At 40.8% G+C, this 15,121-nt stretch carries 9 protein-coding genes; 4 read left to right on the forward strand and 5 right to left on the reverse strand.

Annotation, left to right across the window (positions count from 1 at the left end; all coding sequences use genetic code 11):
- The 3 genes from VK664_RS17105 to VK664_RS17115 form a co-directional block, all read left to right on the forward strand.
- On the forward strand, nt 1-730 hold a 730-nt coding region (locus tag VK664_RS17105), incomplete at its 5' end, for a type IX secretion system membrane protein PorP/SprF (RefSeq protein WP_461399907.1).
- 243 nt (nt 731-973) lie between these two features.
- A complete protein-coding gene (locus VK664_RS17110) occupies nt 974-1,444 on the forward strand; it encodes a redoxin domain-containing protein (protein ID WP_461399908.1) in 471 nt (156 codons plus the stop codon).
- A gap of 202 nt (nt 1,445-1,646) precedes the next feature.
- Nucleotides 1,647-1,991 carry a T9SS type A sorting domain-containing protein gene (locus VK664_RS17115; protein ID WP_461399909.1) on the forward strand — a complete coding sequence of 115 codons (345 nt, stop codon included), beginning with the start codon at nt 1,647-1,649 and terminating at the stop codon, nt 1,989-1,991.
- A gap of 113 nt (nt 1,992-2,104) precedes the next feature.
- On the opposite strand, the gene VK664_RS17120 is transcribed toward VK664_RS17115, so the two are convergent.
- The 5 genes from VK664_RS17120 to VK664_RS17140 form a co-directional block, all read right to left on the reverse strand.
- Nucleotides 2,105-3,277, reverse strand: coding sequence for a class I SAM-dependent rRNA methyltransferase (locus VK664_RS17120; protein WP_461399910.1), 1,173 nt, complete (start codon nt 3,275-3,277; stop codon nt 2,105-2,107).
- Between the two features lie 54 nt (nt 3,278-3,331).
- Nucleotides 3,332-4,876, reverse strand: coding sequence for an FG-GAP repeat domain-containing protein (locus VK664_RS17125; protein ID WP_461399911.1), 1,545 nt, complete (start codon nt 4,874-4,876; stop codon nt 3,332-3,334).
- Nucleotides 4,877-4,991: 115 nt separating this feature from the next.
- On the reverse strand, nt 4,992-8,672 hold the full coding sequence (locus VK664_RS17130) for a VCBS repeat-containing protein (protein ID WP_461399912.1): 3,681 nt from the start codon (nt 8,670-8,672) through the stop codon (nt 4,992-4,994).
- Between the two features lie 156 nt (nt 8,673-8,828).
- The gene (locus tag VK664_RS17135) at nt 8,829-10,565 is read right to left on the reverse strand and encodes a RagB/SusD family nutrient uptake outer membrane protein (protein ID WP_461399913.1); all 1,737 of its coding nucleotides are present in this window, start codon (nt 10,563-10,565) and stop codon (nt 8,829-8,831) included.
- A gap of 20 nt (nt 10,566-10,585) precedes the next feature.
- On the reverse strand, nt 10,586-13,822 hold the full coding sequence (locus VK664_RS17140) for a SusC/RagA family TonB-linked outer membrane protein (RefSeq protein ID WP_461399914.1): 3,237 nt from the start codon (nt 13,820-13,822) through the stop codon (nt 10,586-10,588).
- A gap of 724 nt (nt 13,823-14,546) precedes the next feature.
- Between VK664_RS17140 and VK664_RS17145 the strand changes: the two genes are divergently transcribed.
- Nucleotides 14,547-15,107, forward strand: a complete 561-nt coding sequence (locus VK664_RS17145) for a nucleotide exchange factor GrpE (protein ID WP_461399915.1) — start codon at nt 14,547-14,549, stop codon at nt 15,105-15,107.
- Nucleotides 15,108-15,121 lie beyond the last annotated feature (14 nt).

Consider the following 15,121-nt stretch of genomic DNA (forward strand, 5'->3'; position numbering starts at 1 on the left):
ACTAACAACTTCCCAGGTATTGCCGGCGTTGAACTATCATAAATCGCTCAGCGACCAGAAAACAATGTATTTATCTTTTGGGGTAATGGGCGGCATGATCAGGAAAAGCATTGATATGTCTAAAATGACGACAGATAATCAATACGGTCCGGGTGGTTATGATCCCACACTCCCAACCGGCGAAATGTTCATTGCACCAAATTTCACTACCTGGGATGCAAGTGCCGGGCTGAGTTTTAATACAACCTTTGGCACGGGCCAGGTTAATAGTCTTTTTGTCGGGGGCGCTTATCATCATCTGAACCGGCCTAAAAATTCATTTTACAGGAACCCGGAAATTGAATTGAATGCGAAATATGTGTTTTCGGCCGGGGTAAAGCTGAATGTAGACGATTATTCCTATTTCAATCTGCAGGCAGATTATAGTCTCCAGGGCAGTCATACTGAAACTATCGCGGGCGCACTTTATTCCTACAAACTTGGAGACAATCCGGACAACCCTTTATATACCGTACATGCAGGGGGATTTCTGCGATGGAAAGACGCTGTTATCCCTGTAATAAAAGTTGACCGGTACCCGCTTTCAGTGGCAATGAGTTATGATGTAAACATTTCTCCTTTAAAAACTGCAAGTATGGGTAGAGGTGGAATTGAACTTTCTGTGTCCTATATTGGTTTTATCAAAAGAGACAACAGTAGTCAGTACAAAATGCTTTGTCCAAAATTTTAAGGATTTATTTCCCGGCATTTCTAACATTCACCTGAACAATTTAGACTAACCAAACATAAACTCACTAATCTTAAACACATCAATCTTAAACTCACCAGTCTTAAACTAATCAATTATAAACTAACCAACCTTAAGCTAACATCATAAACACATCAATCTTAAACTCACCAGTCTTAAACTCACCAGTCTTAAACTAATCAATCTTAAACTTACCAATCTTAAACTCACCAATCTTAAATTAGCATGGCAATTTCAATAGGGGATACGGCACCGGCATTCGCGTTATATAATACAGGAAAGCAGAAAATTAGCCTTGATGACCAAAAAGGTAAAAATGTGTTGCTCTTATTTTTCCCGCTGGCATTTACAAGTACATGTACTGCTGAACTTTGTGGGGTAAGAGATAATATCGCGGCCTATAATTCAGCAAACGCCGTGGTATTTGGCATTAGTGTTGATTCCCCTTATTCCCTTCGTAAATTCAAGGAAGAACAACATTTCAATTTTGAACTGTTAAGCGACTTCAACAAGGAGATTTCCAGGAATTACGAAACTATATATGAAACTTTTGGAATGGAAATGAAGGGGGTGTCTAAAAGAGCCGCTTTCGTGATTGACAAGAACGGGATCGTGAGATACGCCGAGGTATTGGAGAATGCCAGCGAAGTGCCTGATTTTGCTAAAATCAATGAAACGTTGAAGAATTTGAACTGAACGGGGTGAATCCCGAATTGGGAATAGCTCAATATCATAACTATCTCGCTGCAAATCATCGACTTACGCGCAATATCGTAATAATACTTTCTGAGTAAAAAACTAAGATATTTCCCTTAGTAACTTCTTTAATATCTCAAATCATTTGTACATTTGAATTAATGGAAATATCTTGGGACATAATCGTAAAATATCATCTTGCATGAAGATTTTTTACTCTCTGTCCATCATCCTTATTGTTTCACTACAAGCGAAAAGCCAGGAGCGCCCAAGGGAAACCCCTGCACAAGAGCCTGTTGCCCGGATAGTAAAATTTTATCCTAATCCTGCCACTTCCGTTATCAACTTCGATTTTCAAAAAAACGCTGACAAAAATTATAATTTCCAAATCTTCAGCCTCACAGGTAAAAAGGTATATGAATTATCCAAGGTCGATCAAAAGACCACAGTTAACCTCAGCGACTTTTACCGTGGCATCTATATCTTTCAACTTAAAGATCAATTTGGCAAACTAGTAGATTCAGGAAAATTCCAGGTCACTAAATAATCCTCAACTTTTAGAACCGTTGAATAATAGGTATGAGAATATCCGGTATGAAAAATAAATTTTCGTAACTCATAACTCCTTTCATAACTCATAATTCATACTTCATATTTCTCTTAAATTACTTGGGTGATCATAAACTTGAGGTAGTGCGTATTCTCCAGTTCCCGCATGATCGGATGATCAGCAGACTGCGCCTGGAAACACACCTGTCTTAGTTTACGTTTTGCATCTTTTGCTGCCATTTGCATAATGTCTACAAAAAGATCTGGAGGAACCAGGTTTGTACAGCTTGAGGTAACCAGGAAACCACCCGGTTTAACCAGTTTCATTCCCCGGAGATTGATTTCCTTGTAGCCTGCAATCGCTTTTTGTATATTCTCCCTTGATTTGGTAAAAGATGGTGGGTCAAGCATTACCACATCATATTGTCGCCCTTCTTTCACCCAGTTTTTTAAAACATCGAAGGCATTGGCCACTTCAAATTTGCAGATATTTTCATAACCGTTTAAAGCAGCATTGAGGTTAGCCTGTTCAACGGCATTTTCTGAAATATCCAGGCCCAGCACTGATTTTGCACCATAGTGAGCAGCGTGAATTTCGAAAGTACCGGTATAGGTAAATACACCAAGTACATCGGCGCCCTTAACGATATGTTGGATAGCCCTCCTGTTATCCTGCTGGTCGAGAAAATAACCTGTTTTTTGTCCTTTTTCTATGTCTACCTGGAATCTGAGTCCGTTTTCAACTATCTGGATCTTAGTATCAAAAGGAGCTGAAAGAAATCCTTTCTGTTGAGGTAAGCCTTCGAGTTCACGAACAGGCACGTCATTTCTTTCATAGATACCTTTTGGTGAAAATATTTTCTCTATAGCCTTTACAATTTCGTTTTTCCAGACATCTATTCCAAGTGCCAGTGTCTGAATTACGAAATAATCGTTGAATTTATCGATGATAAGCTGCGGTAGTTCATCAGCCTCACCAAATATCAGTCTGCAATTTTCAGAATAACCAATTTGCTGCCGGTACTGCCAGGCCTTCAGAATACGATCGTGAAAAAACGCTTCGTCAATAACCGCATTTTTATCCCGGGTGAGTAATCGAATAACTATTTGTGACTGCGGATTAAGATAGCCCTTTCCGACAAATTTTTTATCGTGCGTATATACATCTACGATATCCCCTGGTTTCGATTCGCCGGCAATTTCTCTCACTTCGTTGTTGAATATCCAGGGATGACCATTCGGTACACGTTGACTGATCTTTTTATTTAGGAACACATTGGCCATAACCCGCAAAATTAATGGAATCAGCAAAGCAAAGCCCCGGGATTAACATTAATCTCAATTTATGTTCTTCAGTAATATAAATGCCGGTCCTTTTTTCCAATCTTTCTTTGGCTTTGTCTCCGAAGGCCGGATCGAAAAATTACCTAATACAAGATCAATTTTGCCGTCACCATCTATATCACCCGCATCCATAGTCAGCCACCTGCCAAGTTCGGATTCCGGGAAAGTGTAGGGCTCAAAACGATATTGACCCTTGTTTTCTAAATACACAAACCCTTCTTCCGGTTGGTTAGTAAAGTCTGCAAAAAAAGCTATGGTAGCGAGGTCCTGGTCGCCATCATTATCAAAATCCCTGGCTATTGCTTTGAAACATCCGTGAATCGGGAAAAAGAATTGGTTGGTGAATTTGTTTTTCCCATCATTTGTGAAAATGTAAACCCCATGATATGGCTTTAGTACCATTGAAAAGTCAGCATTGTCTCCACATGTATACACGATATCGGGATAGCCATCACTGTTAAAGTCAGCTAACTCGAAGTAAGAGGAACCATAAACCGAAGGAAAACTTAATACTTTTTCCTGGTGAAAACGACCGTTGCCAAGATTTGTATAAACAATGATGCATTCGCTTCCCTGTGAAAAAAGAGCCCAGATATCCGGTAATCCATCCTTGTTATGATCGACAATATAAGCCTTGATGGCACCGGGCAATGGACTTAGTATGTGACGCAAATAATTTCCCCTTCCCCGGTCTTCGAACCAGGATAAGGCCCCTGTGAGGTTACCAAACTCACAAACAACATAATCAGTTCTCCCATCTGTATTCAGGTCCGCCATGGCGAGGGCTACTGGTCTTGCGAGACCTGAAGCCACCGGAATCAAATGCGAACTATCGTTTCTTAAGGTATCACCCAGGCCAAAAGCCAGGGAGCCAAGTTTTGCATTCGTTGGGTTTAATTGCCCGATATCACAGAATACATACTTGCGGTCATGAAACGCCATATCAACTATATTCCCTGAAGAACCCATAGACCCTGGAGCGGAATTAATATTGGAGAAGCTGAAAAGTCGTTCTTTAATGATATCGTTGAATAATAATTTAGGTGCGTTATTGCCTGTATTTATTTTTATGAATGATAAAGCCGGTGTATCTAACCTGAAGGATGGCAGCTCAACGGAGAAGCCGGGTAATTTCCTGTTCACTATTCCCGGCCTGGACTGTGAGGGTAATGTATCAGGCGAAGTGGCAAGATAATAATCCATGATGGCTTGCCATTCATGAGCATCAAGTAAAGGTCTTGATGGGTAATAAGTTGAATCGAGATTGGGATCTTTTTTAAATGAAGGATAGTATTTAAAATTATGTTTAAATATACCAAGCCTTGGTCCCATTTGCGGCAACACTCCTTCCTCCCAACTGTTCACATCAAGTTGCGAAGGGTCAGGCAATTCATGACATGATTGACAATGTATCTGAGCAAGTTTTTCACCTTCCCGGATATTGGACTCAGGAATGCTTGAATAAGCTTTGTTGCGGTGATAGTTTTTGCATGATGAAATCAATAAGCAGGTTGAAACTATGCAGAAACAGGTTATCATGCTGACCCTGGTACTGTTTAGAATATCCAGGACCTTAGCTCTTTGTTGGCAATGCCGGCTAAATTGTCGGGTTGATTTGAAATTTGAAAACATTTGCACTCTTCAATATTCTTTTTTACTCTATAGTTATTGAACGAACCCGGCCTTTACTATCTGTTATCTCAACTGCCCGCACACTTGTATCAGATAGCAGGAATCTCGCAGACTGTGATAAAAACGAAGATCCGTAACTGAATTCTGATTTCCTCTTTTTTCCATTTTTCAATGTTAAAATAGCACTCACATCTGTCGTGAGTGCGGGGATCAGTTTTACCTCACTTCTAAGTTGTAATATTTTTAATGGTCCCTGATTTTCGCTTGCAGCAAGCAAGTAGTGACCTTTACTGCTTCTGAGTTTTACCAGCGCTTTGCCGTTGCCGGAAAAATAGATCCCGCTTTGCTGAATCGTTAAAGCATTAAAGTTTCCTTTTCCGTCACCTCGGAGAAAGATTCCATTGAGTGCATCATATTTTCCCATTGATAACTCGGTGCCAAAATCATTACCTGTTGCAACCAGGTCGAGGTTGCCGTCATTATCAAAATCCTCTGCGGCCATCCCATTGAGTACAGAAATCTGTGCGGCAGCTGGCAATAATATTGGCTTGAACTTGCCGTTCCCATCATTCTGCAGGTAATACGAATGCAGATCAGTCGCCCGCAGTTTCAGTAGGCCCTCCATTTGCTCCAGGTTGAGCAGGTTTTGCATAGTTGCTCCCGCATAATCTTTATATGTCTGAAATTTCGCCCTGGTTTTTACAATCTGTTTTATCATGTCGTCGCGAAGATGAACAGGAACCTCTCTTTTTTGGGGATCATTGAACGATTGAGGAAGAAAATATGAAGTGAGGGCATCAAAACTGCCGTTGCCATCAAAGTCTTTGGCGATAATATTTACCGGATACTGTGAAGTCGGTTTGTAAAATGAATTGGTACCAAAGTTTCCCAGTACATAGTCAATATCACCATCATTATCAAAGTCGCCCGGAATTATTGAATTCCACCAACCATAAACGCTGCCGATCCCTGAATCTGCAGAAACATCTTCAAATTTGCCTTTATTGTTTTTTAGAAAGGTAACACGCATCCATTCTCCAAGTAAAATGAGATCCTGCCATCCATCGTTATCGAAATCTGTAAACAGCGCATCACAAACCAAACCGATTCCCTGGATCTTTGGAGCAACGGTGGCCGAAATATCAGTGAATTTTATCTGCCCGTTTTTGGAGTCGTTGCGATAAAGATAACTTGATACAGGGACCGGATATTTACCCGGTTCAACCCTTCCTGCGATAAATAAATCCAGGTCACCGTCTTTATCGAAGTCCGCAGCCCTTGCGCAGGACTTACTCGTAAGATTAGCTGAAAATGCAGCAGTATTTTCAGAAAAATTGCCTTTGCCATCATTAATGTAAAAAACATCATGATATGAATCTGTGCCCGGTGGCCCTTCATAGCCACCCCGCGCAATATAAAGATCCAGGTCATTGTCACCGTCAGCATCAAATAAAAGTACACCCATATCCTCTGCATTTTTTGTTGGTGCAGCCGATATTTGGCCCGTTGTTTTTTGCCGGGTGTTTTTTAGTTGGGTATTTGTTTCTTGAGTACTTATTTGTTGAGTATCTGAATGCTGAGTGGTGGTGCTAATGATTGACTTAAGTTGAAACCTGCCATCCCCCTGCTGCAAAAACGCTTGTGCATAATAGAAAAAAGAACCTCCACTTATTATATCATCGATACCATTGCCATCAATATCACCTACAGCCAGGGCAGGCCCATACTGAGAAAGCTTATGAGGTAAAAGATTTTGAATATTAAAATCAACAAAATCCTTGTCTTCATGAATATAATTGATGCCGGCTTTTGAAGTTATTTCAGTAAAGATCGAACGATGATTAATCATAAGGTAGTTAGCGGTGTCCTTAACAAATGAATTGGCTGGTTTTCCGTCTGACTCTTTCACTGTTAATACTTTATTGGCTGATTGATCTTTAAAGATCTGCATGCTTCCATTTGGCCACTTTATCACCAATGAATCAACCTTTGTATTTTTCCCGATACCGAAGTGCGCGAAATTGATCACAGATGACAGATAGCCTCTATAAGGCGTGTTTTCATAGACCTGCCGGTGATTAGTTCCGATATAAATCTCTGCCCATGCACCCAGGCCATTTCTATTCTGTGTGCCTCCTTCGAATTTTACATCGAGAAAGTGGCTCTCCTCTTTGTTTGTTTCCCGGAAATTGTTTTTATACAAAAAAGCTTCGTCATTGATATTATTGATAACAAGGTCAAGATCACCATCGTTATCCAGGTCGGCATAAACGCCACCGTTTGAAAAACCCGCTGTTTCCATTCCCCAATCTTTAGTCACGTTATCAAACTTAAGATCACCCTGGTTTCTATATGCATAGTTGGAAATTTTTACTTCGGGAATCTGGTCGAGGATTTCCTTTTTGGATGACAATGCTGACGCTTTATTTCTGAATGCCATAAAGTCGTGATCAGTAACATCTTTTGGAAAACCATTCGTAATGATAATATCCCGGAAACCGTCATTATCAAAATCTGCCACTATAGGCGACCAACTCCAGTCTGTTTCAGCAATACCGGCATAAAAACTTATATCAGAAAAAACAGGATGACCGACCGTATCATTTTGCAATACCATCGGACCCTGGTTTATCTGGAGCACGTTCCTGACATATTGGTATTGATAGCCAAAATAATCGTTGTTAGTATAACGCTGGTAACCTATCGGATTCATCATCATTTTCTTCCGGTAGTTATCTTCAGGATTCATGTCGAGTTCAATGACATCGGCTAATCCATCATTGTTGATGTCGATGATATCCTGACCCATCGCGTTTTCCGCTGTATGCTTAAAATAAGAATTGATTTCATTTTTAAATGTTCCATTTTTCTGATTGATATAAAGCAAATTCTGAGACAGAAAGTCGTTGGTAACATAAACATCTTTCCAGCCATCGCGGTTTATATCAACAATATTTACTCCATGCCCATATCCTTCAATGGTGACACCTGCTTCTGTGGACGCATCTTTATATACACCATGTTTCAGACTATCATTCCAGTCATTCCGAAAAAATTTGTCAGTGTTTTTGTGTTCCCGGTTTTTAAGCTGTGGTCTGAATGTATTTGGAGATTCATGTTTCACAATTTCATTTACAACAAGATACATATCAAGATCACCATCGTTATCGTAGTCGAAAAAAGCCGCCATTGTTGAATGCGATGTATCAGCCAGCCCATACTCAATTGCAAGATTTTCAAATACAGGGATCCCATCGGCATTATTCCCTACATTGACATATAAAATATTCTCTCTTTTTTTTGCATCTTTTGATAACGAAGCTGAAACATAAATATCAAGCTTTCCATCATTATTTATATCAATCACGCTGGCTCCTCTTGCCCATCTGCCTTCACCAGTTACTCTTGCCTGGTCTGTAACATCATTAAATCTAAAATCTCCTTTATTGACATACATTTTATTCGGCACCATGTTACCAGTAAAATAAATATCAGCTAATCCGTCATTGTTAAAATCACCAATACCTACTCCGCCCCCGTTATAAATATTTTCTACATCCAATACATTTAGGGAATCGTTATTGGTCATTATATTATTGAACACAATACCCGATTCAGTTGAGCTTATAGCTTCGAAACGGGATTTTGATTTACAAGAGAAGAGCGTAATGATAAAGAGAAGAAACGAAAGAACACGGATCATAAGTCAAAAAATAAACTAAAGAATATTATCGTTAATAAGGTCTTCTAATCAGGTCTTCAAAAAAAGGTATTTATATCTGAGGATCTTCAGCAGTCAAGGTACAAAAAAAGTGAACCACCTCGAAAGGTGGTTCACGGAATCATAAACCAAATATAATCAGTAACCAGGGTTCTGTTTAAGCGTTTCCTTTCCATCAATTATGCTTCTTGCGATAGCAAATTCTGGGATCGGCAGATATTCGTGTTTGCCCTTTGTGAATACAGAACCTTCGAGTGCACTTTTGCGGCGAACGTTCTCTTTTGCAAAATATTCATTGTTGAGTACAACATCTGCAATGCCCCATCTAACCAGGTCAAAGAACCTGTGGCCTTCCATAGCAAGCTCGAGTTTTCTTTCGAAACGAACAATCTTGCGGGCACTTACTTTATCTCCAAGTGATACATAATTGGATACTGCATATGTTGCGGCCGGATTAGCACCATTCAGTACGGGAGAGTTAGCTGCCCGGGTTCTGATCCTGTTGATATAAGTCAGCGCAGTTGTAAGACTTCCTACTTCAATCTCAGCTTCAGCCGCCATTAACAGTACATCTGCAAAACGCATAGGTGTAAAGTTTAGGGCGTTGTTTGCGAAACCCCAACCCACAGTACCAGCTAAAGTACCGATGTCCCCCTTGTAATAAGTGTTTTTCTTAGGAGTGTATGGTCCGCCATATGAAACAACGCGGATCCAGTCTCTGCCCGGGTGCAGACCCCAGTCATAATATGGAATACCTCTTCTACCTACTGTCCAATCAAGACGTGGATCAAGTGGGCCAGCATAAGGTGTGAATGGCTGGGCCGAAGTAAATGCTTCGTCACTAGTTACATCCGAATTGTCATAAGTATCGATTTCAGGTAAACCAGCTACCGTTTTATAAGAGTTCACAAGATTCTGGGAAGGTTGAAAGAAACCACAGCAAGCGCCTGGTTTGTCTTTGGTCGCATCTCCGCCGTGCGGATAGTTCAGCGTGTTATCATAGTTACCATTTGTGTTAGCACCATCTCCATAAGACGCCTGGATTGAAAACACTGTTTCTGAGTTGTTCTCAGAAGTTACACGGAAGCTGGAATGGAAATTAGGAGTTAGCTCATATTTTACTCCTTCGCTGTTTTTACCATTCAGGATGATAACATCAAATAGCGTTTTCGCTTCTGTAAACTTGTTCTGGAAAATATAGGCCTTTGCAAGAAACGCAGCTGCGGCCCATTTGTTAACCCGTCCTTTGTTGGGACGTTTTTCATCCAGGTTATCATATGCGAATTTCAGATCAGCTTCAATTTGCGGCCAGATATTTACATATGCTCCGCCCGCATCAGTATTCGGAACTTTGAAGTCGACAACTTTTTCATCGATGTAGGGCACATTATTGAAGCCTTTCTTAGCTTCAAAATGCATAAACCCACGTATGAACTTAGCTTCAGCTTCGATTTGCTTTGCATCAGCGGCAGAAATATCTTCTGCCAAAGGCAGAACATTTAATACCGCGTTAGCGCCGCCAACACCATCCCATATACCCGTCCACTTATTTGTAAGCTGACCGTTACTTGGAAGGATTTCGAACCTCATTACCGGGTTGGCATCATTCATATCCGAGAACTCAGTTCCTTTATAGGCATCGCCACCACGGATACTGCCCCAGAGCCAATTACTGGCGCCACCATTTTGCTGATCCTGGCGGCCATCCAATGTTGCATAAGCATTGATAAGCAAACCATCAACACCTTTTTTATTGGATAAGCTTGGCAGGTCATAAACCCCCTGAGGAGACAACTCGAGGAATTTCTTTTTGCAACCGGAGAGCATTGAGGTCCCGGTGATTGCTGTTATTATTAATAAAACTTTCGTCTTCATATTTTTATTTTACTAAATAATTAAAAGTTTGCACTTATACCAACGATGAACTGTTTAGGATTTGGAAAACCTCCAAGATCCACACCCATGTAAAAGTCTCTTGCACCACCCGGATCTCTTGAAATCTGGCTGATATCCGGATCTGCACCGCTATAATTCGTGATGGTAAAAAGATTTTGTGCCTGGAGATAGAAACGAACGTTGCTCAGTTTCGCTTTAGTGCTGATTTTTGTTGGAAGGGTGTATCCAAGTTGCACTGTTTTTGCACGGAGATAAGAACCATCTTCAACATAGTATGAGTTTGTAGTGCTGGTAGTAAATCCGGTAAATCCATTGGTTGCACCTGTACCCAACTGTGGAAGTTTAGCATTTGTATTTGTTGGTGTCCAGCTGTCATTCAACACTCTTGTACTTACCCCACCGATAAACACACGCATATCAGTGTAGTATTTTGTGTAATTGAATATTTCATTGCCCTGGTTCCAGAATAAGAAGGCAGTGAAATCAAAAGCTTTGTAATTAAACTTTAGGTTAAGCCCCAACTGAAAATCAGGGTGTGGATTACCAAGGAAGGATCTGTCGTCCTCTGTGATTTTTTTGTCTCCGTCAAGATCTTTGTATCTCCAGCTTCCTACAACAGCACCGTCCATAGCGGGACCGGCAGCAATTTCAGCCGCACTGTTGAAAAAACCATCAAGTATATAACCATGGAAGCCGGAAATAGGGTGACCCAACTCTGATCTTATTACGTTGCTTAATCTTTCAAGACCAATTACTCTTGGTGCATTTTCCTCATTTAATTTTGTCAGTTCATTTTTATAATGGGAGAAGGTTACACCAACTGAATAGTTGAAATCTTTCCCCTGGTTTCCATTATAATTAATACCCAGATCAAACCCTGTGTTTTTCATTGTACCGAGATTTACATCTGGTTTGGTGATTTGTGGCTCCAGGCCGTTTAATACCCCGGGCACCAATAAGTCTTTCGTGCTTTTTGAATAAACATCGAAAATCACGTCAATGGCACCATTGAATAAGGTCGCGTCTAAACCGATATTTGAACTTTCCAGTGTTTCCCATTTTGTATCTGGGTTACCTTCACGTGCCTGTCTATAACCCTGGGCGGATGAAGTATTGCCACCATTGATATCATAATTTGTCCGGGCAGGATTTGAAATGTAAGTTGAGAATGGATTCTCACCAGGTACATTCGCCTCACTTCCCAATTGACCCCAGCCTCCGCGTATTTTCAAGTCTGTGATCCAGGCTAGATCCTTCATGAAAGACTCGTCGGAAATTCTCCAGCCGACACCGATGGATGGAAAGTTAGCATACCTTACGTTTGGACCAAATCTTGAACTACCATCTCGACGGAATGTACCAGTTAACAGGTATTTACCTTTGTAGGAATAATCAAGACGTGTAAACAAAGAATATAACGAGTTACGGCCAAGATTGTATGTGGTAATGGTCCGGTCACTTAAGCTACCAGCGGTGGCTGTATTTAAAGAAATGAAATCGGGTGTTTCAAAATCAAAATTTTGCCCGAAAGCCCTGGTTCCACGTGAATTACCTTTGATTGCTTCAGTTCCTCCTATCAATTTGATGTCATGATCACCAAAAACTTTTTGGAAGTTCAATGTGTTGGTCCAGGTCCAGTTCATATAATACCATGCTTCCTCGGTAAGCTGAGTACTGCCCTGGTTTTCCGAACGCTCATAAGTCTTGCGGCCGATATTTTTTAAAAACTGTGTTCCGGCATCAATTCCGAAAGAAGTCCTTGCAGTTAACCAGTTGGTAAACGGTATTTCAGCGAATACATTACCAAAAGCCCGGGTGAACTTATTGGTGTTGTCTGCCTGGCGTTCCAGGTTAGCAACCGGGTTACTGCCGTTTCCGGATTCACCAACGCCATTACCACCAAAACCACCTTTGATATCATACACCGGTACATATGGTACCATACGAAAAGCACTTGCCCACGCATCACCCTCACCACGGTTTTCGCCACCGTTACGATCTTCATAGCTGAACTGAAAATTTTCGCCGATACGTAAAAAACTGACAGGCTTGAAAGATGTATTAAGACGGACGCTATACCTTTTGTAGTAAGTTTCAACAAAAGTTCCTTCCTGGTCAAAATAATTCAAGCCAAGAGAATAAGAAGCTTTATCCGTTGCACCTGAAGCCGAAACCTGGTGGTTATGTTGTATCGCGGGGCGCGTTACTTCTTCATACCAGTTTGTGCCGAGGCTTGTTTTTGAGATCTGATAAAGAGAACCGGTAACATTGTAAAGATCAGGATTAGCTCTAGGATCACTTGCAGATACCCCACCTTTGAATGGTCCGCTTGTAATATAGAAATCAGGAATGGCAAAGGAGCCTTTTAAGCCAAAAACCGGGTGTCTATAGCCGTCTGCAGAAGATCTTTGCAAATATTCGAGATACTGGGTTGTATTCAGCATGTCGGGCATCATCTTATCAGTTACTTTTTGGACGCCGACGTATCCATCGTAGCTCACCACAGATCTGCCGGATTTTCCCTGTTTCGTGGTGATAATTACAACACCGTTTGAAGCCCGTGCGCCATAAATAGAGGCAGCGGAAGCATCTTTAAGTACCTGCAACGATTCGATATCGTTCGGATTCAACAAAGATCCATCAGTGGTAGGAACTCCATCAATGATGTATAAAGGATTATTATTTCCCGCAGAAGCGAAACCACGTATACGAACTACGGCAGCTGCTCCCGGCTGACCCGAAGAACTTACGGTAACACCCGGTGCACGACCCTGTAGTTGAACTGCAAGGTTTGCTGAAGGTGTTATCCTCAGATCTTCCGCGCTAACCACCGATACCGCGCCAATAATATCTTTTTTCTTGGCACTTGTATAACCCAAAACAACCACTTCATTAAGGTCTGAAGTAGCTGAAGCTAAGTTAATATTAAGCGTTGTCTGATCTCCGACTGTTCTTTCCTGTTCTTTAAATCCAACTGATGATATAATGAGAACGGCGTTATTGTCAGGAACAGTAATACTGAAATTACCTTCTGCATCCGTTTGGGTTCCCGTGGTAGTGCCCTTAATGCTTATGGTAACTCCCGACACGGGCGCACCGGAACCGTCGGTAATTTTGCCGGTTACCGATTTTTGTTGAGAGAAAGCGAAGGTGCCGAGTAGCAGGAGCAAGGCAGTCCACACCGATCGTAAGGCAGCTGTTTTGAAAATCATAGCGGTTAATTTTGTTTTTTTCATTTGTTTTAGCAGGAGAGAAATTTTGAGAACAAGTTTTTGAGTCGAGTTGGTTCTTGTGTTGTTGCACTGTTCACACCTCCAGTAGAGGCATTGTAGAGGGTGTTTGGGTTAAGAAAACGTTTTCGTAAACATCATACGACAATACCCGCATAGCATTAGCTAAGCAGGTGTTGCTATGAAATATTGAAATCCGGTGTTATGTGTATTATAGGTGGAGATCCCGGGCTCGAGCCGGTATAACTAAGGTGGCAAGACTCAGACATATCGTTAGTGTTTGGTTTGGCTTGAAATGATGGCACAATAAATTTAACATTAAAATAGGTGCATTTGCAAAAAAAACTTTGATTTTTCGGTTTTTCGGCGTTATTATCAACGTTTCAAATGTAAAATAATGATATTTTTAATTTATAATATATTGATATATATGACAATATGAGTTAATTTTATCTGATAGATTAATTCGAAATTGTTGCAAGAATTTTTCATATTCACTCATATTCTACATTAATAATCAATTAAAATTGTGGTCAGCTAAATGTATACTCAGATTTTGATTGCCGGTTTGACCGGTCATATAATCAATTAAGACAGGCAACCTCATCAATAAAGGACAATTTGACCTGTATATATTGCTTGGCAATATTCTTGACATTGCTACCTTTGCCGACAATTTTAAGAAGCCATTCATTTAAGTAAAGCCATTCATTTGAATAATTATAACAATATGACAGATCCAAGAGAACAGCAAACGACGGACAATAATTCATCGACAATGAACATTAATGCGGATGAAAACCAGGACGGATCCAGCCATCTGAATGAGCCAATGCCTGAAAGCGAAACAGATAAACTCAAGGCCGAAATTCTGGAACTAAAAGAAAAATATATACGCCAGGCCGCAGAATTTGATAACTTCCGCAAACGCAGCGCAAAAGAGCGACTGGAGTTGATCCAGACTGCAACCAGGGATCTGATGGTTTCTTTATTGCCAGTGTTGGATGACTCTGAGCGTGCAGAAAAGCAAATGGATACAAGTGATGATGTAGCTGCCATTCGCCAGGGCGTGAAACTCGTTTTTAATAAATTAAGGAACACTCTTGGTTCAAAAGGTCTGAAAACTATGCAAAGCATAGGAAAAGAATTTAATCCTGATGAACACGAAGCAATTACTGAAATTCCGGCTCCATCTGAGGATTTGAAAGGTCAGGTGGTTGACGAGATGGAGAAAGGTTATTATCTGGGCGATAAAATAATTCGGTTCGCTAAGGTTGTAGTCGGTAAATAATGTGGCCGGTATTG

The sequence above is a fragment of the Flavitalea sp. genome, assembly GCF_035489435.1.
GTDB lineage: Bacteria > Bacteroidota > Bacteroidia > Chitinophagales > Chitinophagaceae > DATHKG01.

Excerpts from the sequence above, each read along its gene's own strand:
- VK664_RS17145 (WP_461399915.1), top strand. The coding sequence starts at position 14,547 with ATGACAGATCCAAGAGAACAGCAAACGACGGACAATAATTCATCGACA.
- VK664_RS17120 (WP_461399910.1), bottom strand. The coding sequence starts at position 3,277 with ATGGCCAATGTGTTCCTAAATAAAAAGATCAGTCAACGTGTACCGAAT.
- VK664_RS17140 (WP_461399914.1), bottom strand. The coding sequence starts at position 13,822 with ATGAAAAAAACAAAATTAACCGCTATGATTTTCAAAACAGCTGCCTTA.
- VK664_RS17135 (WP_461399913.1), bottom strand. The coding sequence starts at position 10,565 with ATGAAGACGAAAGTTTTATTAATAATAACAGCAATCACCGGGACCTCA.
- VK664_RS17125 (WP_461399911.1), bottom strand. The coding sequence starts at position 4,876 with ATGATAACCTGTTTCTGCATAGTTTCAACCTGCTTATTGATTTCATCA.
- VK664_RS17110 (WP_461399908.1), top strand. The coding sequence starts at position 974 with ATGGCAATTTCAATAGGGGATACGGCACCGGCATTCGCGTTATATAAT.
- VK664_RS17115 (WP_461399909.1), top strand. The coding sequence starts at position 1,647 with ATGAAGATTTTTTACTCTCTGTCCATCATCCTTATTGTTTCACTACAA.
- VK664_RS17130 (WP_461399912.1), bottom strand. The coding sequence starts at position 8,672 with ATGATCCGTGTTCTTTCGTTTCTTCTCTTTATCATTACGCTCTTCTCT.